Source organism: Paenibacillus sp. GQ49 (assembly GCF_059759055.1).
Window position 1 is genome coordinate 270,912 of the sequence record NZ_JCAXEL010000006.1, and the last position, 19,676, is coordinate 290,587.

The following is a 19,676-nucleotide window of genomic DNA, read 5'->3' on the forward strand; positions in this document are numbered from 1 at the left end:
TTCCTCCCGGCTTCTTGGCCGTCTTCTATTCAGTTTGCAGGATCGAACCCATGCCCTGATCCGTTACTCAGGTTAGTATAGTCGATTCCTTGCGCCCTCTGAGATCTTGATAACGGGCGATTACATTCTGATGAACGGGATGTTCGTCGGGGATTCCCATGCGTTCACGGATAAAGGCGGAGACGCCATCTTCGCGAATCATGTGTTGTAGCTTCATGGCTTCCTCGTCGTGTTTGTCATTAAACAGCATTGCGGCCGCCATAGCAGAAGTTAAATGAGGAATTTCAATTCCGAATTCGCTGGCCTGCAGCGCTGGGCGAACAAGCCGATCATGAGGCGAAAGCTTGCGAAGGGGGGAACGTCCAACCCGGGTGACCTGATCCGTCAGGTTGGGATTGGCGAAGCGTTCCAGTATGGTGTCGATATATTTGTTATGCTTCTGTGCGTTGAATCCATGCTTTTGGATGAGCATCTGACCCGTCTCTTCCATAACATGGCGGACCTTGGCCCGAAGGGTAGAGTTACTCATGACCTGTCGAATGGTCTTGAATCCTTCGAGATAGCCGAAGTATGCGGCGACACAGTGACCTGTATTTACCGTAAACATTTTACGCTCAATATAAGGTTCAAGCGAATCCACATAGTGGACGCCATCTATTTTCTTGAATCCATCCAGAAGTGCTGGACGATGAACGACCCATTCGTAAAAAGGTTCAACAGTGACCTGCAGCGGGTCTTTGTGGTTTTGAGCCGGAACAATCCGGTCCACAGCTGCATTGGGGAAAGAAACATAACGTTCGGCTTTTTTGCGAGTTTGTTCATCCAGAAAAGGATAGATGCGTTTCTTCAGCCTGGTGCTACCACCGATGGCATTTTCGCAAGCGATAATATGCAGCGGAGCCTGATTATTGTTTTTCATGCGAAGTTGAATGCCTTTGGCGATAGGTTCGGCGATATCTCCGAGTGCAGATACACCCACCGCGGTTGTGATCACATCGGCTGAAGCAATCTCTTCAGCAACCAGATTCTGCTCATTCACATTGATCGCCGTCACGTTGTTGACAATCGTAGTGTCCCGATCGCTATTGGCAAGTGTAATCGGATATTCCTGTCTCTCTTGAAGCATGGAGATTTTCTTCGGGTTACGTGCGACAAAGCAGACTTCGTAGTTGGAAGCGGACAACATATGACCGATAAAACCGCGGCCTATATTGCCCGCACCAAAATGTACAGCTTTCATGTATGAACTCCCCCTTTAAGGATTAAATCGCGAAATTCGTGCAGACCTTAGACGGTAGTGACGAGTGGCTTCGAAATCAAATCGTTAAATGTAAGGTCAGTCAAGCAAGACAGCCGTTGGTGAGGCATATCGAATTCCAGTGTTCCTGTGATGGTATTCGAGATGACTACGCAGTGCATACCAGCCGCAGCAGCTGCACGCGCGCCGTTAGGTGAATCCTCAATCGCTACGGCTTCGTCTGCAGTTACTCCAAGGGCTTCAAGCGCTTGATTGTAGAGTTCTGGATCAGGCTTCACATTTGCAACATCATCTGCCGTACGGATAACTTCAAAATAATCTTTCAGTTTCAGTTGTTCCAGATGCTGTTCAACCCACTCCCGTTTGGAGCTGGAGGCTACAGCGAGTTTTAGCCCAGCTTTACGCGCTTCATCAAGATAGTTCTGAATGCCCGGACGAACCACCTCTTTGTTCATCAATGCAGCGTGCTGCAACTGAACGGATTCCCTGAACGCTTCCCGATCGATCGGAAGATTCAAATCTGTGATGAGGTACTCATACGGATTAAATGTTTTCAGACTGGTACCGATGCATTGTGAATACATCTCCAGGGTTAGATCCACGCCGTGTTCCTTGTAAGCATCACGAAAAGCAATATACCATGCTGTCTCTGTATCAATAATCGTTCCGTCGAAATCAAACACCAGTGCCTTAATCATAAATTTGTTCCTCCTGTTTCAGAATTAGTTTGGGGATAAAATAAAAATGAAAATTTTCTGCAAATTCATTCCCTTTATTCATTAACCTGCGGGATATTAGTTGACGCAATAAACCGAAGATGAATATTAATTTGGGAAAAAATATGCGTTTGAAGCTAATAAAACCGTAACATAGGACAAACCTAGGGGTCAAGCGCGTCATGATTGTTTACATTGAAAATTTTCACATGTATGATTTGTTTTCAGAAAATAATGAACGTTGCAAACCGTTAACCCTTTTGCATGTAAGCGGTGTACTGAATAAACTGTTTTTACGGCTCATAAAAATAAAACTTTTTTTATGAAAATTTGCTATTCTAGTCGTTCTACAGCTTTCGACACTTTTATAATAGAAGAAATGGAGCTTAATTTATTGGATTTTATTAGCTTTACGCCAGATCAGGCCCTGTGGGAGAATGGAAGAAAGATTCTGAAAGTATATGGAGTAAGGGAGGAAGACAAGTATGCTGCAAAAGGACCGTTTCAATGGCTGCTTCATCGGGCTTGCAGCGGGTGATGCGTTAGGAACCACCGTGGAATTCAGCAGCCCGGGCACATTTGAACCCGTAACGGATATCGTGGGTGGCGGTGTATTCGGGCTGGAGGCAGGGCAGTGGACAGATGATACATCCATGGCTCTGTGTCTGGCAGAAAGTCTGGTACGCAATGAAAACTTTGATCCTGCGGATCAGATGCGTAGATACACCAATTGGTACAAGGTCGGGTATATGAGCAGTACAGGCGATTGCTTTGATATCGGCGGGGCCACACGAAATGCCTTGGAGAGGTTTGAGATAACTGGAGAAGCTTACAGCGGATCAACGGACCCGATGACGGCGGGCAATGGCTCTATTATGAGGCTTGCACCTGTCACGATGGCTTATGCTAATCAACCCAACGAGGCGGTCCGCTATGCCGGGCTGAGCTCCCGGACAACACATGCTGCAACGGAAAGCGTGGAAGCGTGTGAAGTGCTAGCCGCCATAATTGTTGCCGGTCTGCGCGGAGCGGACAAGAGCGTCATGCTGATGCCGGAGACATGCAGACAGTGGAGGGAAGAACCTACTTTTTCGCCTGCTCTTGAAGAGGTTGTTATGGGTTCCTATCAGAGCAAAGAACCGCCGGAAATTAAGGGCAGTGGTTATGTGGTGCGGTCAGTTGAGGCAGCACTATGGGCGTTCCATAAGTCGTCAAGCTTTGAAGAAGGGGCATTGTTAGCTGTTAATCTGGGTGATGATGCGGACACTACAGGTGCTGTGTATGGGCAGATCGCAGGTGCTTATTATGGATTGAGTGGTATTCCGGCACACTGGCGGGACAAGCTGGCTATGCGTGAAACGTTCGAACAACTAACAGATGCCTTGTGGTTGAAGGCGACAGAAAATCGTTGATTAAGAGACAGGAGAAGAGAACATCTATGAGCACGACTGGACACACAGTACAACAACAGGTTTCACAGTCAGGTAAACGAGGGGCATTTCCATTGTCCCTGTTATGCCTGACGATAGGGGCTTTTGCGATTGGTATGACTGAGTTTATTATTATGGGCTTGCTGCCTAATGTGGCAACAGACCTGAATGTAAGTATTCCGCAGGCTGGACAACTCATTACGGGATATGCGCTTGGTGTAGCGGTAGGTGCGCCGATTTTGACCGTATTTACACACAAAATTCCGCAGAAAAAACTGCTGGTGCTGCTGATGTGCATTTTCATTATCGGGAACGCATTGTCTGTCATTGCTCCCACCTATGGGTTGTTAATCTCAGCACGGATCTTAACGGCATTTGCTCATGGCACCTTCCTGGGTGTAGGTTCAATCATGGCGACGCGGCTTGTTGCACCCGAGAGAAGGGCAGGAGCGGTATCGGTTGTTCTCGCAGGGCTTACGATTGCCAACATCATTGGCGTTCCATTTGGTACGTTTATCGGGCAACAGCTTGGGTGGAGATCATCCTTCGGGGCGATTACGATCTTGGGCATCGTTTCGTTGATTGGTATCATTCGTTTCATTCCCGTCCTCCCGCAAGGAGCACCAGCGAACCTGGGACAGCAATTCCGGAATCTGGTTCGTCCCCAAGTGTTGCTGGTTCTGCTTATTGGGGCGTTGGGGTGCGGAAGTTTGTTCACAGTCTTCACCTATATTACGCCGATGTTTGTGGATATTAGCGGCTTTGCGGAGCAAAGTGTGACCTGGATTCTGGTGTTGTTTGGCTTCGGTGTAACCTTGGGCAATTTGGTTGGCGGCCGACTGGCAGACTGGAAGCTGATGCCTTCGTTAATCGTCAACTTTGGTATCCTTGCTGTTCTTCTGGCAGTGCTCACGCTGACGTTGGAGAATCCGTATCTGGCAGTGATCACGATATTTTTCTGGGGGGTTGCCGCTTTTGGTATTATGCCGGGACTTCAGATTCGGATTATGAATATGACTCGTGAAGCACCGCTACTTGCGACAACCTCAAGTCATTCGGCATTTAACCTGGGAAATGCCGCTGGTGCCTATATGGGTGGGTATGCAATAACGCATACGGGACTTATCTCAGTGCCTTTGTATGCCGCAGTTATTGCCGCATTGGGGTTAGTGGGGTTATTCGTAAGTTTGGTAATGGATCGTAAACAGCGTCTGCCGGAGATTCCGAACGTTGTGGAGCCGGTATCGGTACAATAAAAGACTGATAAAAAAACAGCCTCAGTTTCCTGTATGTCACAAGGAATCTGAGGCTGTTTTTCGCTTGCTTTAATAAATTTCAAGCTCATTGATTCGCACATAGGTTGGCTGATGGGAAGGACCTTTACTCGCTACGACACGGATCTTGGAAGTACTGACTGCTGAAAATGTGTGTGAACGCGTTAACTCTTGATTGCCTGTAATCTGTACAAGATTCACCCAATTTGAGCCACTCCAGTATTGCAGATCATAATTGGCAAGCGGGTATCCCTGGGTGGTATACAGATCAATTCGCTGGATTGAACTCGATGCCGGCAAATCAATGACGACATATTGGGGAAGTGAGGAATTACGGTTATTGGCCCAACTATAACTTTCCCCCAAGGCCGTGTTACGATCTCCGTCATTGATTCGGGCTGCTGAATACCCGGGATAGGTTGAAGTTACCGTTATGGCAGCATTTCGTGCCAGGTTCTGTCCGGTTCCCGGATTGGTAGGGGTTTTCACCAGATTCACCAAATTCCAGCGCAGCTCGAAGAGTTTGAAGGACTTATTAAATACAGCTCCTTCTCCTTTGACGAGAGCATCAATCTTTAGAGACATGGTACTGGGCACATTATTGCTGCTTGTCCATTTCCCTGTGCCTTCAATGCCGGCAAAAACACTTACCTCAAGTATTTTTTTGCCTGCAATTTTCAGACCGACTTCCGCTTTGGCTCCTGCCCAAGCTGTGATCTGTCCCTCAATTTTATGAGTAACCGTAAGATATCTGTTCACACTGCTGTAAGGCTGGATCTTCACGGGAATAAAGACACGTGTTTTCCCTTTGACTCCCGCGGTAACCGTGTATCCCTGATCGACCTGAAATTCAAAGGTGACGTTGCCGTCAATACCAATGACCAGAAAAACGCCGACTGATACGGCTCCGAGATTGCCGGCACCAATGTTGAAGCCCATGATTGGAACTTTGACCTCTTTTTTGAACTTAGCATCACCTTTGATATAGATGTTGGCTTTCTCACCAGCAGTAAATTTCAGATCGTATTTTCCCCAAAATCCGTATTTCCCCGTAACTTTGGGTGCAATCAAGGTGAGCTTGCCACCCGCTTCAACGAACACTTTGTTACCGTTTGCATTTTGTTGATTTACAAGTACCTTCTTGAAATCACAGACAAACTCATTGCCGGATTTTTTGCAATTGGCAAAATCACCTGCTCCAGCAGCACGAATCACATCATTCATGTCCATAGGTGCGATATCCGTGGAAGCGATATCCATTGTTTCTGCATCCGCAACCATGTCCATATTTGCATCCAAATCATTTTGAATCGTGTTGTCTATGTTGAACTGACGCATCTCAGCATCGTCAGTTATATCGGTCTCTAACAAGGAAGGGGGTTCCTGAACAAGCCATTCCTTGCTATCCAATACCATCTCAGGATCAGGCATGACGATGTTACGCTCTTCGAACGAGACCTCCTGCTCGGGAATATCATAGTAATCGAACAATTCCTCCACACCCGGAGTGGTGTAATCTACCTGCATACCACCAGAGCTTCTATTGACGCTTGTAACTTTGATAGCCCGGGCAGAGGACTGATCGAGAAAGATCTGACCAGGAGCTAGGTTATTACCGATTTGGGCAGCCTCTTGGGTGCTAAGTTCTATAGAACCTTTCTCTTCCACCGTTTCAAAGACGGCATTTACCACGGGAAGTCTCTTCACCATGGAAGCAGGCATGGGTTGGGTCGGTTTTAACTGATAATCGACTTGCTCGAATTGACCTGAAGAAGAAATGGGATTGCTAATAGCCAGTCCATCTTCGGAAACGTTAAATGAGATTCGAAAATATGCTTCTGAAACTGGAGCATCCACATTGGTCTTGCCTGCCCAGATCCAGCGTGCACTGGTTTCCTCAGGCATGCCACTAATCTGTTTCCAAGGATCACTGCCATACCGTCCGAAATCAGTAGCACGTGACCATGACGAATCATCGAATTTGGGCTGCTCCCAACCTTCGATATATCGTTCAGATACTTTCCAGTTGAAATCCGTAACCAGATTCTCATCTCCGTAGCTGAGGTCTGCCAGCAGTCCCGCATAGAGGCCTATATCCTTCGCTTGAACTGCAATCACATTGATGCCAGATTGAATCGGGACAGGGAACGTATAGGCTTTGGCCCAGTCAGTGCCTTTTCCCGTCTGTCTGCCGTTTATAAAAAGTGTGAATTCATCATCTGCAGTTATGGATATTTTTCCTTCATTGTTAGATGCAGCATAGACATTGGATGGCCATATCCCGACAAGTAAAGGCAGCAATAATGTAATAACCAGAAATGAAGCCCATGCTTTTTTGATCGAAAAGCGTACATTGAACATCATCATTTTCCTCCCAGAAAATAAAGTAGTTTGCAAAAGATATTGGCGGCCGAGACGTTGAAACTTTTGCGAAAGCTATCTCAGAAGAAAAATATTATGAATCTATTGAAATTGTTCATAGACACCCCCCCTATGGAAGCTATAATAAGGTAAAATATTCAATTTAACAACAGTATTTTACAATTTTTAATTATGATTCGAGAATAGAGAAGAAAGAAGAAAAACTCTGATGCTATAAGATCATTGAATTGAATCGCTAGAAATGAAAATATTGTTGCAAAAAATGGATAAATAAGTTTAAATATACTATATAAGTAATTCTATGTCGGAAAAACAGAGTGAAATCTACAGGTTTCAGTGTTTTTCTGAAGGGAAGGGAGGTGATCTAACCTTTTTATTGTAAGGGCTTTCAATTTTGAGTTGAGAGGAAGCTTGCTTCACCGCGTTAGAAAAAAGTTGAACTTCAGCATCAAGCGTAATCCAGTGAAACTTCGAGAAACGCATACTTAAGTTTGACAAAATTGAGAGGAGAAATTGAGATGAAAAAACGTATTACAATCCTTTTAAGTCTTTCGATGATCGTTGCCATGATTGCCCCAACAATGGCTTTTGCTACGGATTCCAGCGAGGTTGGTGCTCAGAACACAGCGTATGAATCTATGAATGTATCCGGCAATGACGCAAACAATGCGCTGGCTAATACTCCGGTGGTGCCGGCACCACCGGGTTTTGATGGCTATCGAAACAATATTCCGCACGGAAATACCAATCTGATATCCTATTACTCCACAACGGTAGGCAATACACGGAAAGCGACGGTGTATACACCGCCAGGATATTCTCCGAATAAAAAGTATAACGTCCTGTATCTCCTGCACGGCATCGGCGGGGATGAGCATGAGTGGGTTAATGCAATGAAACCAAAGAACATTCTGGACAACCTGTATTCGGAAGGTAAACTGTCCCAGATGATCGTTGTCATGCCGAATGGCCGTGCCATGAAGGACGACCGTCCAGTCGGTGACATTTTTGCTCCGGACAAAGTGGCTGCGTTTGAACGGTTTGAGCAAGACCTGCTCAAGGATCTGATTCCTCATATCGAGGCCAACTATCCGGTATACAAAGACAAGAATAGCCGTGCGTTGGCCGGTCTGTCCATGGGTGGTGGGCAGTCGCTTAACTTCGGATTGAAAAATCTGAATACCTTCGCTTGGGTAGGGGCCTTCTCGGCTGCACCGAATACGCAATCTGTATCGCAGTTGGTTTCCAACCCGGGACAAGTCGCTAGCCAACTCAAATTGTTGTGGATCTCCTGTGGATCAAGTGACGGTCTGTTATGGGTCAGCCAGAACTTCAAAAACGGCTTGAGCAGCATGAATATTCCGCATACCTTTTATCTGGATGTAGGTGGACACGAACCATCTGTCTGGAACAGCGGCCTGTATCAGTTCTCACAACGAATCTTCAAATAATTTAATTTGAATTAGCTTCTTGAAGCAATCGACAGGAGAAACAGGAATTCATATCGATATGTAGCCTCAGTTCTGTTCTGCACAGGGCTGGGGCTTTATGTTGGTTAGTGTGCGAATATGACATGATGAATGAGAGAGAATATGTTAGCATGAAGGAAGCAGATCCACATGGAGCGGGTAGTTAATTACATAGGTAGATACATGAAGGAGAGAAATAGGATGTTCTATTACAGAGGTGCGTTTCGGGAAACGGACAATGTGATCTATTTTAAAAGCGATGTTTCATTAGCCCAGAATGATGTTGTCCTATTTGGTGAGAAGAAGTATTTTATCGAAAGTGTGGAAAAAGAATTTCTCCTGCTTCAGCGGGTGGGCTCCATAGTTTCTGTGAGTCTGTGAAATCTTCGCAAGATCATCCCCTTTTTCAAGTGTACGTGCACTTCTGGGCCACTGCCTACATACAATAGATCGACCCTGTTCCCACATGTGCTCAGGCCAGATCGTTGTAAAACTGCAGGAGGTGTCATCTGTGCCCGGATTGTTTACCGCAATTGCTCTATTCATTAAAGAGTTAACGTTACTCGTCTCGTATGTCAAAAATAATGCGTTCCCCCAGCCATTGGCTGAGGGTGATGAAGCCAAACATTTGCGCCTTATGGCTGAAGGTAATGCTCACTCTCGCAATCTGCTCATTGAACACAATCTGCGCCTCGTCGCGCATATCGTCAAGAAGTTCGACAACACGGGTGAAGATCAGGAAGACCTGATTTCCATCGGAACCATTGGTTTGATCAAAGCGATCGAAAGTTTTCAACAAGGTAAAGGAACCAAACTCGCTACGTTTGCAGCAAGATGTATTGAAAACGAGATACTTATGCATCTGCGTTCTCTGAAGAAAACACGCAAAGACGTGTCCCTGCACGACCCCATTGGTACGGACAAAGAAGGCAATGAAATTACATTAATCGATATCCTTGGCACAGAAGCTGATGATGTTGTAGATCGGGTACAGCTCAAGATTGAAAAAAGCAAAATTTATCGCAATCTAGACATCCTGGATGATCGGGAGAAGGAAGTTGTAATCGGTCGATTTGGACTGGAAGCGGGGGGGGAAGAACGTACCCAGCGCGAGATTGCCAAGGAACTTGGCATTTCACGCTCCTATGTATCACGAATTGAGAAGCGGGCGTTAATGAAGCTGTATCATGAGTTCTATAAGCAAAAATAATAGCTGAATAGACCGGAGGGCGCCTTTATCGGGAGCCCTTTTTACTGTGAAGATGCTTAAATACGAACTGAATATTATTAATTATTTGGGATTATGACCTAAATAAAGGAATTATCATTCCTGTTGAAGAATATCTTGTACACAGACCAATTAAATATATAAGGAGTAAATCATAATGAAGCAGCTTTTTCAGAAAACTCCACTGTGGTTTTTGTTAATCTGGATCGTAGGATTTATGATGATCGTTTTCAACATGTTTCAATCGTATTCGAGTGTTATTAACTTTATTGCGTTATTGATGATTAGTGTTGCTAATGCTATTCGAATTTGGAAAAATGAACGTTCGTTAGCAATTACCTTTTTAGTTGTTGCCGCTCTATGCTTGGCTTTTATTTTAAAATACTTTTTTAGATATGTATTATCATCATGACATGGCATGAGAATAACAAAGCAATGTACATAGGCTGATGATAATATGGATCGGATGCAACTCAAGATTATAAAAAGCCAAGGGCATGAAATACGAGCATATCGATAGGTCACCTTTTACAAAGATGGCCTATTTGCTGTACAAAAAAATATATAAATGAGGGATAGGTATTCGGGGCAAATTATTATATGATGAGTAATAATATTTTGCATCGTAGAGAGCATGTACAGAAAGAGAGTGGTGGTTGATCATGCAGCAAGAAACGTTAACAAGGGGATTAAAGAACCGGCACGTGCAGTTGATGGCGATCGGAGGTGCGATCGGTACAGGTCTGTTTCTCGGAGCAGGCAAAACGATTCAGCTAACTGGGCCATCCATCTTGCTGGCCTACATTATTACGGGTGTTGTGTTGTTCCTGATCATGCGTGCATTGGGGGAGCTGCTGTTAAGCAACTTGCAGTATCATTCCTTTGTCGATTTTGTGCGTGATTACCTGGGAAATATGGCGGCATTTATTACAGGCTGGACCTATTGGTTCTGCTGGATCTCCATTGCCATGGCTGATATTACGGCCGTTGGATTGTATACGCAGTTCTGGTTTCCAAATGTACCTCAGTGGATGCCAGGGTTAATTGCGTTAGTCATTTTACTAATCATGAACTTGGCAACGGTCAAGTTGTTTGGGGAGATGGAATTCTGGTTTGCCCTGATTAAGGTCGTGGCTATTCTGGCACTTATCGTTGTTGGTTTATATATGATTTTCAAAGGTTTTACCACGGATCAGGGTCCAGCGAGCTTCACCAATCTGTGGAGCCATGGGGGATGGTTCCCAAATGGAATGCATGGCTTCATCATATCGTTCCAGATGGTGGTGTTCGCTTTTGTAGGCATGGAACTGGTGGGACTGACAGCGGGGGAAACGGAGAACCCGGAGAAGGTTATTCCGAAAGCCATTAACCAGATTCCGATCAGGGTACTGCTCTTCTATGTTGGCGCACTGCTGATTATTATGAGCATCTACCCGTGGAACGCGATAGTGCCCACTGAAAGTCCGTTTGTACAGGTATTTGCAGCGGTAGGTATTGCGGCAGCGGCTGGTATTGTGAATTTCGTGGTGTTAACATCCGCGGCTTCGGCGTGTAACAGTGCCATTTTCAGTACAAGCCGTATGGTGTTCTCCATGGCAAAGGATCACAACGCACCCGAGTCGTTTGCACGACTGAATAACAGGAAAGTTCCTTCCAATGCGCTGTATTTCTCCACGATTGTTATTCTGATCGCGATTGTTCTGAACTATATCATGCCAGAAGGCGTATTTACGCTGATCACGAGCGTGTCGACCGTGTGTTTCATCTTTGTCTGGGGTATCATGGTGATCTGTCATCTCAGATATCGTCGTACTCAGCCGGAACTGGCGAGTCGCAGCCGCTTCAAACTGCCACTATATCCGTTTTCGAATTACTTGATCCTGGCGTTTCTGGCATTTGTGTTGGTGGTATTGGCATTGGCCGAAGATACGCGTGTGGCACTGTTTGTCACGCCAGTGTGGTTTATTCTTGTTGCGGGGATCTACCTTTTTAAAAAGAAAAATTTGAGTAATAACAGACAGTAGCCTTACCATCGTTGCCAAATAGCCGCCCAATGATATTGGGCGGTTATTCATATTTATATTCTTGCAGCCTCTTTGCCTTCACGAATGCCTGCGTAGACGGCATCACAGATATCGGTGGTATACTGGCCCGACATCCCTTCAAGTGCCGTGTTGGTGAATGCTGCAACACTAAGTTCTTCTTTTGGATCAACAAACCAGGAATGACCGTATGTTCCACCCATTCGCCACGTACCCGGGGATTCCGGTGTACCGGCTGCGACAGGATCTTTAAGTACGGTAAAACCAAGGCCAAACCCTCTGCCTGGCCAGTATGGCATCACGAGATCACCGATTTGATTGGTAGACATCTCAGCCGCAACGGCTTCTGTAAGAAGAGGCTGTCCTCCTTGTCGCAAGGCTTCAAGTAAAGTAAGAAAATCTCCGGTACTTCCAACCATACCCGCTCCGCCCGACAAGTAAGCAGAAGTACGATTCGCACGATTGGGTGACAGTCGGAAGCCAGCAGTACCCTCAATAAAAGGAATCAGTTCCAACTCCTGATGAAGGAGACGCGGTTCTTCAGAACCATTAGCGTATGCGGCTGTCAATCGATCCGAATCCACCGCAACAAAGTCAGTGTCGGTCATGTGGAGAGGATGAGTAACCAGCGTTTGAACAGCTTCTCGTAGTGACATCCCAGTTACCTTTTCGATAACGGCACCAAGTACATCTGTCGCAATGGAATATCTCCACATGTTTCCTGGCTCATACAGAAGAGGAGCAGAAGCCAGCCTTTGCAAATTCTCCTCCAGACTCATTTCAGACCAATCCATTCCGTCCGATACTCCTGCGAGCTCATAGGTTCCCTGATCTTCTTGGAAGAAACGGTATGTCAAGCCTGCAGTGTGCGTCATCAGCTGATGAACTGATATTAAAGCGTCCTGACCATTGGCAAGTTTGGGCCGGAATGCAGGAAGCCAGCGTGTCACCGGATCATGCAGACTCAGCTTTCCTTGTGAGATTAATGCCATAGCTGCTGTCGAGACAATAGGTTTGGTTACGGAAGCAAGTCGAAACAGAGCGTTTTCCGACATGGTGCGTTTTTGCTCCCTGTCTGCGAAACCAGCAGCCCGGCTATATATCAGTTCCCCTCCTAATGCAACCTGTACAACTGTTCCTACGATTCTTTTTTCGCTTAGAGCGCGGTCAATGGCTTCATCCACATAATTATGCAATGTCGTCATGTCTTCTTTTCCCATGCTTATCTTCCTCTCACCAACTGATGTATTTGATTTCTCGGGATAACTGTGTTTATTATATAAATGATTGATCTTGTATTACATGGTTTGTTAAAGGCATTATAATGAATTGGCGAATATACTTAAGGTAATTTCTGAATATATCTTATGTATTTAAAGGAGTGGATCACATGGACGAAATAGATCAGCATATTCTGTATCACTTGGAGAATCAGGCGAGATTATCCATGACCGAACTAGGCAAGTTGGTGGGGTTATCTCAGCCCGCCGTTACTGAACGAGTCAAACGAATGGAAGAAAAGGGAATTATCGAGGAATATCGAACCGTAATCTCCCCATCCAAATTGGGCAAGCAGAGCACAGCCTATGTTCTTTTTCGTACGCGGGATTGTTATCCTTTCCTGGATTTCTGTCGTGCGTCACCTGAAGTTGTGGAATGTTATCGGATAAGCGGAGAGTACAATTACTTGCTGAAAATCCTCACAGATACCATTCAGGGACTCGAGGAGTTTCAGAACAAGTGTGATCCGTACGGTACTTACATGACCCTAATCACCATGTCTTCTCCAATTGCACATAAGAATCTCGTGGAAGGACCAAATCTGTTGGTACAGGCAGAATAAGACTGCAGTCTATAAAACTTTGAAATGTAACGCAGAAGAGGAGTCCACATCAAGTGAACTCCTTTTTGTCTTACGTTTAACACATGCAACATGTCTTCCTGTTAATTTGCTCTGGTAAATCCATATTTATAAGCCCGCATAGCTACGAGCAACGCAGGAATGAGCAAGATAAACAGCGCCCCAGAAAGGTATCCTGCTCCAAATACTTCAAGAAGGATGCCCCCGATGATGCCTCCTCCGCCAATCGCCAGATTCCATGCTGTAACCAGCATCGATTGGGCGACATCTGTGCTTTTGCCTCCGGCTTGAGCGATGGCCGTTTGTAACAGTGTGGCAGCCCCGCCAAACGTAAGTCCCCAGATCATGATGCCAAGGATAATAATCACAGGTTCATGAGTACCGATTCCCATCACGACAGACGCCAGAGCGAATGCTGCCAGACTGATGATTACTAATCTCCTCAAAAATCGGTCAATGAGCATTCCGGTTAACCAAATTCCCACAATGGAAGTGATACCGAAAATGAGCAAAATCAAGTCTACTCTGTTAGCAAATACGGTCTGGGCTAGGTAGGGAGAAATATAGGTGTAAAGGATATTATGGGCAAGCATCCAGGCCAGAACAACAAACAGAATGGGCCTAACTCCCGGAATTAAAAACACCTTATGCAGGGGAAGACGTTCTCCGGCTGGCTCTCCTGCAAAATCTGGCATTTTCCAGAGAACCCATATGATTAAAGCTACGGTCAGAAGAGATACAATCCCGAAGATGAAGCGCCAGCCGATATAAGAACTAAGAAAACTACCGATTGGGACACCCAGGGCTAACGCCACCGGAGTGCCAACCATAGCCACAGCCATGGCCTTGCCTTTTAACGAATCCGGGACCATCCTACGAGCATAACCTGCTGTCATTCCCCATAACACACCCGCAGAGACCCCGGCCATAAAACGAGCAGCAAGTGTCAGGATATAATCTGAGGATATGGCGGTAACGGTGTTAAAGATAAGAAAGCCGCTAATGCATGCCAGCAGTAGAGGTCGGCGTCTCCATCCACGTGTCGCAGCAGTCAAGGGAATCGCAGCAATAAGTGATCCAATGGCATAAAGAGTCACCAACTGTCCGGTGAGGGCTTCTGTGACCCCCAAGTCTTTTGCAATTTGCGGCAGCAGTCCCGCAGGCAGGCTTTCAGTGAGGATGCATATGAATCCCGCCATGGCTAATGCAAGAAGCCCAGCCCACGGAAGGCGTTCTGAAGATATGGAAGGTAGCTCCCTTTGCTTTGGGAGGGATGTGTGAGCGGTCATGAATAAAACCTCATTTCTTATATTTTAATCCTATCCAGAACTATGCATATAAGCTTATCTAAAAAAATTAAACTTTTGCATACAGGATTAAAGGTAAAAAGGAGGTCTTAACATGGTATTTATTTTATTTTGTGAGTTTTTCCGTTGATTCAAAGGGGAGCTGTCTGTTCACCCATCCAAGGATGATATCGACAGGTTCCATGTACCGTTGGCCTACCAGTAAACCCGTATGGGTCGTATCCCACAGTCCGGCATATTCAGCATCCAGCTGTTTGGCAGTTAATCTGCCTCTCTGATCTTCGTCTTCACAGGAAACAGCCTTAATCACCAAGCTGGGGCAATGGATCAGGTCGCCATTAATGGATACTCCATCGGCTCCACAAAGAACTGAAAAGGTAGCAAATGCCTTCGCCGACTCCGTTTGCAGATATTTACGCTGAAAAGCAATGTCTTCTGCCGTCTCATCTATACTGGCTAGTTCATCACGGACAGGTGCAGGCATGATAATTCCAGGTGTGATACGATTGCTTTCCGGGTAGGGGATTAGCTCATGCACTTCCTTGCTCAGACTGGCGTCAATCACAACCAGGCCTGCCAGAGTAACGGTTTCTGCAATCTTTTGACTGAGAATCCCACCCATGCTAAAGCCAATGAGAACGGGAGGTTCGTTGAACTCGGCCAACACTTCACGAATATCCTCCAAATAATCGTCAAACGTAATCATTGTCATATCCATGACCCGACTCTTGTAGTGACTTCTTAGGTTCATGACATAACAGGTCCAGCCGTGCTGGACAAAGTGGGGGATATATTTGCTCCACATCCAGCTGCCTGTGTATGCACCGTGAACGAACAGCAGTGGGGGCTTCTTGGTCGTTGTTTTTTCGTCATGAGGCGGGGTTCCTGCGAATATCTCCAAGTGTAAATCATGTTCTCCAATCTTCTTTACCTCATGTTCCGGTAAAAATTGTGTGTAGTCCGTCATACCAAAAACCTCCTCTAAACTATTAGTTTGATATAAAACTATTTCTCCAAAAAAAATTAGAAGTTGCTATGAATTTTCATTAAAATTCGCAGCAGTTCTTTTTTCTCCGCTTCCGTAACGTCCGCATAGAACACGTCCAGCATGCGCTGTGATATCTCTTCGAACACAGGCTTTAATTCTTCTCCTTTTGTAGTCAACGCCACATGAACAACTCGTGAATCTGTTGCATCACGCTCCTTAACGACGTATCCTGTCCGCACCAATTTGTCCACAAGTGCAGTCACCGTGGATTTATCCTTGCCAATTTTTTTGGCGATTTCAGCCATGGTCATCCTGTGATTATTGTACAGGGCATAGATAATATCCCCATGGGACGTAGCGAGATCCTGGATTCCCTGCTCAGCCATCTCGGCCAGGATAAAGCGGTTGACCTTCTCTTTAATTTTGGATATGAGTGAAATAGCGTCTCTTGTTTTCATACGTGTAATATAGTTTGTTATCAAACTAATGTCAAGCTTTGATCCATCGTTTATTGCATGCGCGGTATAAAAAAAGAGCAGTGAGAATGTCTTCTCCTGCTCATTGGCTCAAGTCATTACTTCATCGGATTAGCTTTCATTTCCTGTCCCATTTTCTCAATACCATCCAGAATTTGATATCCATAACCCCAGAACTGGCTGAAGTCTGTGACATAGATTTGTTTGTTTTTAATTGCGTTCATACTTTGCAGGGCAGGGTTGGCATATAGGTTCTCAATTAGCTTATCGATATCCGGTGAACCGGCATATGCGGACAAGAGCAGGTAGTCCGGATTCGCTGTGATCAGTTGCTCAACACTGACCTCACCTTGCACACCATCAAACGTATTTTTCAGCTTCAACAGGCCAAGTGCATCAAGCTGATACGTATCATTTTGCATGCTGCTTACCGTAATGGTATCTTCCGTAGCGGGTACGATATAGGCAAAAGTATGCTCAGGCTGATCGGCTACACTTGCCTTAATGGCTGCAACACGAGTCTTCAGACTTTCCGTGAAAGTTGCAGCATTTTCTTGAACATCGAAGATCTGTCCAAGTTGTGCAATATCACTATACAGGCTATCGAGTGAGCCTTTGTGATTCGTCGTTTGCAGAAACGTACGGATATTCATGTCATTTAATCCATCGACGGTACCTACGCCCCAGTCTGCATCAGCGAACAGGTCGCCCCGTCCGAGTACCAGATCCGGGCTTGCACCCACAACTAGCTCTTTACCTACATAATCCTTGGACAATACCGGAATTTTGGCGAAATCATCAGCCACATCGGGTGTAACGGAACCGTATAGAGCAGCAACACCGACCATTTTATCGGCCAGACCTAATTTGATGAGCATCTCAGCCGCAGATTGGGTATTCGCAACAACACGTTCAGGTGCTTTATCGAATACTTGCACTTTGGGTTTCCACTCTCCGCCCTCACCCGAGATCGTGAAGTTCTCAATGGTGAGTGGGTACGTCGTTTTATTAGTATTCTCAGCAGAAGCTGAAGTTTCTGTCGTGTTAGTTGTTGAAGTTGTTTCTTCGGCAGGGGAAGAAGTTGAAGCGTTCGAACAGGCTGCAAGCAGCAGTAACAGGAGACTTAGAGCAGCGATGCCAATGGTTCTGGATGCGAATTTCATTAAATGATGAACCCCTTTTCTATGTGTTTTAAATTGACAAAGATAATCATTCTCAATTATAATCCGAGAAAACACATTGTAAATAGCTAAATTTAATTTGTTCTACATTTTACGCGAATTGATGGGGGAAGAGATGGCACAGACGGTTCAGGTTCAGACACAGCGTATGGGGAAAAGAGAGTCTCTGATTCATAGTAAATCCGGGTTTGCTTTACTGATTGCAGCTTTAATCATGATTACGCTTATATCCGTAGGTATTGCAGTTTCCATTGGACAGGTTCGTATTCCGCTGGCGGAGTCATATCGTATTCTTTTAACCAAATTAACGGGATTTCAGTGGGGGACAACACCCATTGAGGCAGGTTCCTTTACCGATATTATCTGGCAGATTCGTTTCCCGCGTGTGCTGATGGCGATGTTTATCGGTGCAGGCTTGGCCTTGTGCGGTGCTGTTATGCAGGCTGCTGTGCAGAATCCGCTCGCTGATCCTTACATACTAGGTATATCTTCAGGTGCTTCTCTTGGAGCAACCTTTGCAATTCTTATTGGTTTCGGTGCGATTGGGTGGCTAGGTCAGACGGGGGTGGCTTTCTGGGCCTTTGCCGGTGCGATGGGTGCGTCCTTGCTGGTCCTGACTTTGGCAGGGATTCGGGGGAAAATGACGTCGGTCAAGCTGGTGCTTGCCGGAATGGTGATTAACGCGTTATGCAGCGCTTTTTCGAACTTTATTATTTATTTTGCTAACAATGCTGAAGGCATCAAAACGGTGACGTTCTGGACCATGGGCAGCCTGGCGGCTTCCGGATGGAACAAGCTTCCACTCGTGGGTATCGTCGTGCTGGTGGCGATTCTATTCTTCCTTTTACAGTCCAGAGTTCTTAATACGATGTTGTTGGGGGATGAAGCAGCGGTTACGCTGGGCATTAATCTGAGTGTGTATCGCAGACTGTACATGCTGTTAACTGCTCTAGTGACAGGAGTTATGGTGGCGAGCTGTGGCATGATTGGTTTTGTCGGCCTCATTATTCCGCATATTGTCAGAGGTCTCGTGGGTTCCGACCATCGTAAAGTGATGCCTGTATCCGTGCTGTTTGGAGCTATTTTCCTCATCTGGACGGATGTTATTGCACGATCCCTCATATCCAGCGTGGAGTTGCCAATCGGTATTATTACGGCCATGATTGGTGCACCAATGTTTATGTATATGCTGGTCAAAAAAGGCTACGGTTTTGGAGGAAATTAAACATGAAGCTGAACGTAGAAAATGTATCCATCTCTGTGCTGAACACGGACATCATCAAGGATATTTCATTACAGGTGAACGGTAAACAGTTCGTCGGACTGATCGGACCCAATGGTTGTGGCAAGTCAACGCTGCTCAAGAGCATTTATAAAGTGATCAAACCGCAGCAAGGTAAGGTTTTTCTGGACAATACCGATATTCTCAAATCCAGTCCAAAGCTTGTTTCCAGAAACATGGGTGTTGTTGGCCAGTTTAATGAATTGAGTTTTGATTTTACGGTGCGTGAGATGGTCATGATGGGCCGTACCCCGCACAAAAAAATGCTGGAGACGGATAATGAACGGGATCATGAAATCGTGGAGCAGGCTTTGGAAAAAGTACATCTGACTGGGCATGCAGACCGCAATTACGTGTCTCTGTCTGGTGGAGAGAAACAGCGTGTGGTCTTGGCACGTGTCTTGGCACAGCAACCCCAATTCCTGATCCTGGACGAGCCGACGAACCATCTGGACATCAAATACCAGCTTCAGATTCTAAATATTGTCCGTGGACTCGGCATTGGCATATTGGCGGCGCTGCATGATCTCGAACTCGCCGCAGAATATTGCGATTATCTCTATGTGGTGAAAAAGGGCCAGATTGTGGTCCATGGCAAACCGGCTGATATTCTGACTCGTGAGATGATTGGTGAGGTATTCGATGTAGATTGTGAAATCTATAAGAACCCGGTTACGGGTGGTTTGGGCATCGCTTATCTTAGTACACGTTGATTAGGACTATATCTTTCGTCTGGATGATGTGGAGAAATCTTCGCAATAATCAATTGAAGTGAACATAGA

Annotated in this window: 17 protein-coding genes; 9 read left to right on the plus strand and 8 right to left on the minus strand. The window is 45.7% G+C overall.

Annotated features, from left to right (window positions below; all coding sequences use genetic code 11):
- Nucleotides 1–67 precede the first annotated feature (67 nt).
- Both AC6CIF_RS14025 and AC6CIF_RS14030 read right to left on the minus strand, forming a co-directional pair.
- Nucleotides 68–1,240, minus strand: coding sequence for a mannitol-1-phosphate 5-dehydrogenase (locus tag AC6CIF_RS14025; RefSeq protein ID WP_498200092.1), 1,173 nt, complete (start codon nucleotides 1,238–1,240; stop codon nucleotides 68–70).
- A gap of 47 nt (nucleotides 1,241–1,287) precedes the next feature.
- On the minus strand, nucleotides 1,288–1,956 hold the full coding sequence (locus AC6CIF_RS14030; RefSeq protein ID WP_017687123.1) for an HAD family hydrolase: 669 nt from the start codon (nucleotides 1,954–1,956) through the stop codon (nucleotides 1,288–1,290).
- Between the two features lie 503 nt (nucleotides 1,957–2,459).
- Between AC6CIF_RS14030 and AC6CIF_RS14035 the strand changes: the two genes are divergently transcribed.
- Together AC6CIF_RS14035 and AC6CIF_RS14040 are read left to right on the plus strand one after the other, a co-directional pair.
- A complete protein-coding gene (locus AC6CIF_RS14035; RefSeq protein ID WP_498200093.1) occupies nucleotides 2,460–3,386 on the plus strand; it encodes an ADP-ribosylglycohydrolase family protein in 927 nt (308 codons plus the stop codon).
- A 26-nt stretch (nucleotides 3,387–3,412) separates the two neighbouring features.
- Nucleotides 3,413–4,660 carry an MFS transporter gene (locus AC6CIF_RS14040; protein ID WP_498200094.1) on the plus strand — a complete coding sequence of 416 codons (1,248 nt, stop codon included), beginning with the start codon at nucleotides 3,413–3,415 and terminating at the stop codon, nucleotides 4,658–4,660.
- A gap of 69 nt (nucleotides 4,661–4,729) precedes the next feature.
- Here AC6CIF_RS14040 and AC6CIF_RS14045 read toward each other — a convergent pair whose 3' ends face one another.
- Nucleotides 4,730–7,039: a galactose-binding domain-containing protein gene (locus tag AC6CIF_RS14045; RefSeq protein ID WP_498200095.1), complete on the minus strand. Its 2,310-nt coding sequence runs from the start codon at nucleotides 7,037–7,039 to the stop codon at nucleotides 4,730–4,732.
- A gap of 659 nt (nucleotides 7,040–7,698) precedes the next feature.
- Here AC6CIF_RS14045 and AC6CIF_RS14050 point away from each other — a divergent pair.
- The 4 genes from AC6CIF_RS14050 to AC6CIF_RS14065 all read left to right on the plus strand — a co-directional run bounded on the left by AC6CIF_RS14050 (nucleotide 7,699) and on the right by AC6CIF_RS14065 (nucleotide 11,781).
- Entirely contained in the window at nucleotides 7,699–8,511 is an 813-nt protein-coding gene (locus AC6CIF_RS14050) for an alpha/beta hydrolase (protein WP_370511457.1), read from the plus strand.
- Between the two features lie 219 nt (nucleotides 8,512–8,730).
- A complete protein-coding gene (locus tag AC6CIF_RS14055) occupies nucleotides 8,731–8,910 on the plus strand; it encodes a hypothetical protein (protein WP_498200096.1) in 180 nt (59 codons plus the stop codon).
- A gap of 130 nt (nucleotides 8,911–9,040) precedes the next feature.
- Nucleotides 9,041–9,739: an RNA polymerase sporulation sigma factor SigK gene (gene sigK / locus AC6CIF_RS14060; RefSeq protein ID WP_017687130.1), complete on the plus strand. Its 699-nt coding sequence runs from the start codon at nucleotides 9,041–9,043 to the stop codon at nucleotides 9,737–9,739.
- A 680-nt stretch (nucleotides 9,740–10,419) separates the two neighbouring features.
- Nucleotides 10,420–11,781: an amino acid permease gene (locus AC6CIF_RS14065; protein WP_498200097.1), complete on the plus strand. Its 1,362-nt coding sequence runs from the start codon at nucleotides 10,420–10,422 to the stop codon at nucleotides 11,779–11,781.
- Nucleotides 11,782–11,834: 53 nt separating this feature from the next.
- On the opposite strand, the gene AC6CIF_RS14070 is transcribed toward AC6CIF_RS14065, so the two are convergent.
- Nucleotides 11,835–13,019 carry a serine hydrolase domain-containing protein gene (locus tag AC6CIF_RS14070; protein WP_498200098.1) on the minus strand — a complete coding sequence of 395 codons (1,185 nt, stop codon included), beginning with the start codon at nucleotides 13,017–13,019 and terminating at the stop codon, nucleotides 11,835–11,837.
- Nucleotides 13,020–13,189: 170 nt separating this feature from the next.
- Here AC6CIF_RS14070 and AC6CIF_RS14075 point away from each other — a divergent pair, with 170 nt between their 5' ends.
- On the plus strand, nucleotides 13,190–13,642 hold the full coding sequence (locus AC6CIF_RS14075) for an Lrp/AsnC family transcriptional regulator (protein WP_498200099.1): 453 nt from the start codon (nucleotides 13,190–13,192) through the stop codon (nucleotides 13,640–13,642).
- A 101-nt stretch (nucleotides 13,643–13,743) separates the two neighbouring features.
- On the opposite strand, the gene AC6CIF_RS14080 is transcribed toward AC6CIF_RS14075, so the two are convergent.
- The 4 genes from AC6CIF_RS14080 to AC6CIF_RS14095 form a co-directional block, all read right to left on the minus strand.
- Nucleotides 13,744–14,949 carry an MFS transporter gene (locus AC6CIF_RS14080; protein WP_498200100.1) on the minus strand — a complete coding sequence of 402 codons (1,206 nt, stop codon included), beginning with the start codon at nucleotides 14,947–14,949 and terminating at the stop codon, nucleotides 13,744–13,746.
- 124 nt (nucleotides 14,950–15,073) lie between these two features.
- Complete coding sequence (locus AC6CIF_RS14085) at nucleotides 15,074–15,934, minus strand: alpha/beta hydrolase (RefSeq protein WP_498200101.1); 861 nt, start codon at nucleotides 15,932–15,934, stop codon at nucleotides 15,074–15,076.
- Nucleotides 15,935–15,990: 56 nt separating this feature from the next.
- On the minus strand, nucleotides 15,991–16,437 hold the full coding sequence (locus AC6CIF_RS14090; protein WP_498200102.1) for a MarR family winged helix-turn-helix transcriptional regulator: 447 nt from the start codon (nucleotides 16,435–16,437) through the stop codon (nucleotides 15,991–15,993).
- Between the two features lie 92 nt (nucleotides 16,438–16,529).
- On the minus strand, nucleotides 16,530–17,594 hold the full coding sequence (locus AC6CIF_RS14095) for an ABC transporter substrate-binding protein (RefSeq protein ID WP_498200103.1): 1,065 nt from the start codon (nucleotides 17,592–17,594) through the stop codon (nucleotides 16,530–16,532).
- 166 nt (nucleotides 17,595–17,760) lie between these two features.
- Here AC6CIF_RS14095 and AC6CIF_RS14100 point away from each other — a divergent pair, with 166 nt between their 5' ends.
- A complete protein-coding gene (locus AC6CIF_RS14100) occupies nucleotides 17,761–18,837 on the plus strand; it encodes a FecCD family ABC transporter permease (protein WP_218639204.1) in 1,077 nt (358 codons plus the stop codon).
- A gap of 2 nt (nucleotides 18,838–18,839) precedes the next feature.
- Nucleotides 18,840–19,607 carry an ABC transporter ATP-binding protein gene (locus tag AC6CIF_RS14105; protein WP_498200104.1) on the plus strand — a complete coding sequence of 256 codons (768 nt, stop codon included), beginning with the start codon at nucleotides 18,840–18,842 and terminating at the stop codon, nucleotides 19,605–19,607.
- Nucleotides 19,608–19,676 lie beyond the last annotated feature (69 nt).

What these genes read in the sequence shown, in the direction of transcription:
- AC6CIF_RS14075 (WP_498200099.1), top strand. Translation starts at nt 13,190, where the DNA reads ATGGACGAAATAGATCAGCATATTCTGTATCACTTGGAGAATCAGGCG.
- AC6CIF_RS14065 (WP_498200097.1), top strand. Translation starts at nt 10,420, where the DNA reads ATGCAGCAAGAAACGTTAACAAGGGGATTAAAGAACCGGCACGTGCAG.
- AC6CIF_RS14045 (WP_498200095.1), bottom strand. Translation starts at nt 7,039, where the DNA reads ATGTTCAATGTACGCTTTTCGATCAAAAAAGCATGGGCTTCATTTCTG.
- AC6CIF_RS14070 (WP_498200098.1), bottom strand. Translation starts at nt 13,019, where the DNA reads ATGGGAAAAGAAGACATGACGACATTGCATAATTATGTGGATGAAGCC.
- AC6CIF_RS14040 (WP_498200094.1), top strand. Translation starts at nt 3,413, where the DNA reads ATGAGCACGACTGGACACACAGTACAACAACAGGTTTCACAGTCAGGT.
- AC6CIF_RS14085 (WP_498200101.1), bottom strand. Translation starts at nt 15,934, where the DNA reads ATGACGGACTACACACAATTTTTACCGGAACATGAGGTAAAGAAGATT.
- AC6CIF_RS14105 (WP_498200104.1), top strand. Translation starts at nt 18,840, where the DNA reads ATGAAGCTGAACGTAGAAAATGTATCCATCTCTGTGCTGAACACGGAC.
- AC6CIF_RS14095 (WP_498200103.1), bottom strand. Translation starts at nt 17,594, where the DNA reads ATGAAATTCGCATCCAGAACCATTGGCATCGCTGCTCTAAGTCTCCTG.
- AC6CIF_RS14025 (WP_498200092.1), bottom strand. Translation starts at nt 1,240, where the DNA reads ATGAAAGCTGTACATTTTGGTGCGGGCAATATAGGCCGCGGTTTTATC.
- AC6CIF_RS14080 (WP_498200100.1), bottom strand. Translation starts at nt 14,949, where the DNA reads ATGACCGCTCACACATCCCTCCCAAAGCAAAGGGAGCTACCTTCCATA.
- AC6CIF_RS14050 (WP_370511457.1), top strand. Translation starts at nt 7,699, where the DNA reads ATGAATGTATCCGGCAATGACGCAAACAATGCGCTGGCTAATACTCCG.
- AC6CIF_RS14055 (WP_498200096.1), top strand. Translation starts at nt 8,731, where the DNA reads ATGTTCTATTACAGAGGTGCGTTTCGGGAAACGGACAATGTGATCTAT.
- AC6CIF_RS14035 (WP_498200093.1), top strand. Translation starts at nt 2,460, where the DNA reads ATGCTGCAAAAGGACCGTTTCAATGGCTGCTTCATCGGGCTTGCAGCG.
- AC6CIF_RS14100 (WP_218639204.1), top strand. Translation starts at nt 17,761, where the DNA reads ATGGGGAAAAGAGAGTCTCTGATTCATAGTAAATCCGGGTTTGCTTTA.
- AC6CIF_RS14030 (WP_017687123.1), bottom strand. Translation starts at nt 1,956, where the DNA reads ATGATTAAGGCACTGGTGTTTGATTTCGACGGAACGATTATTGATACA.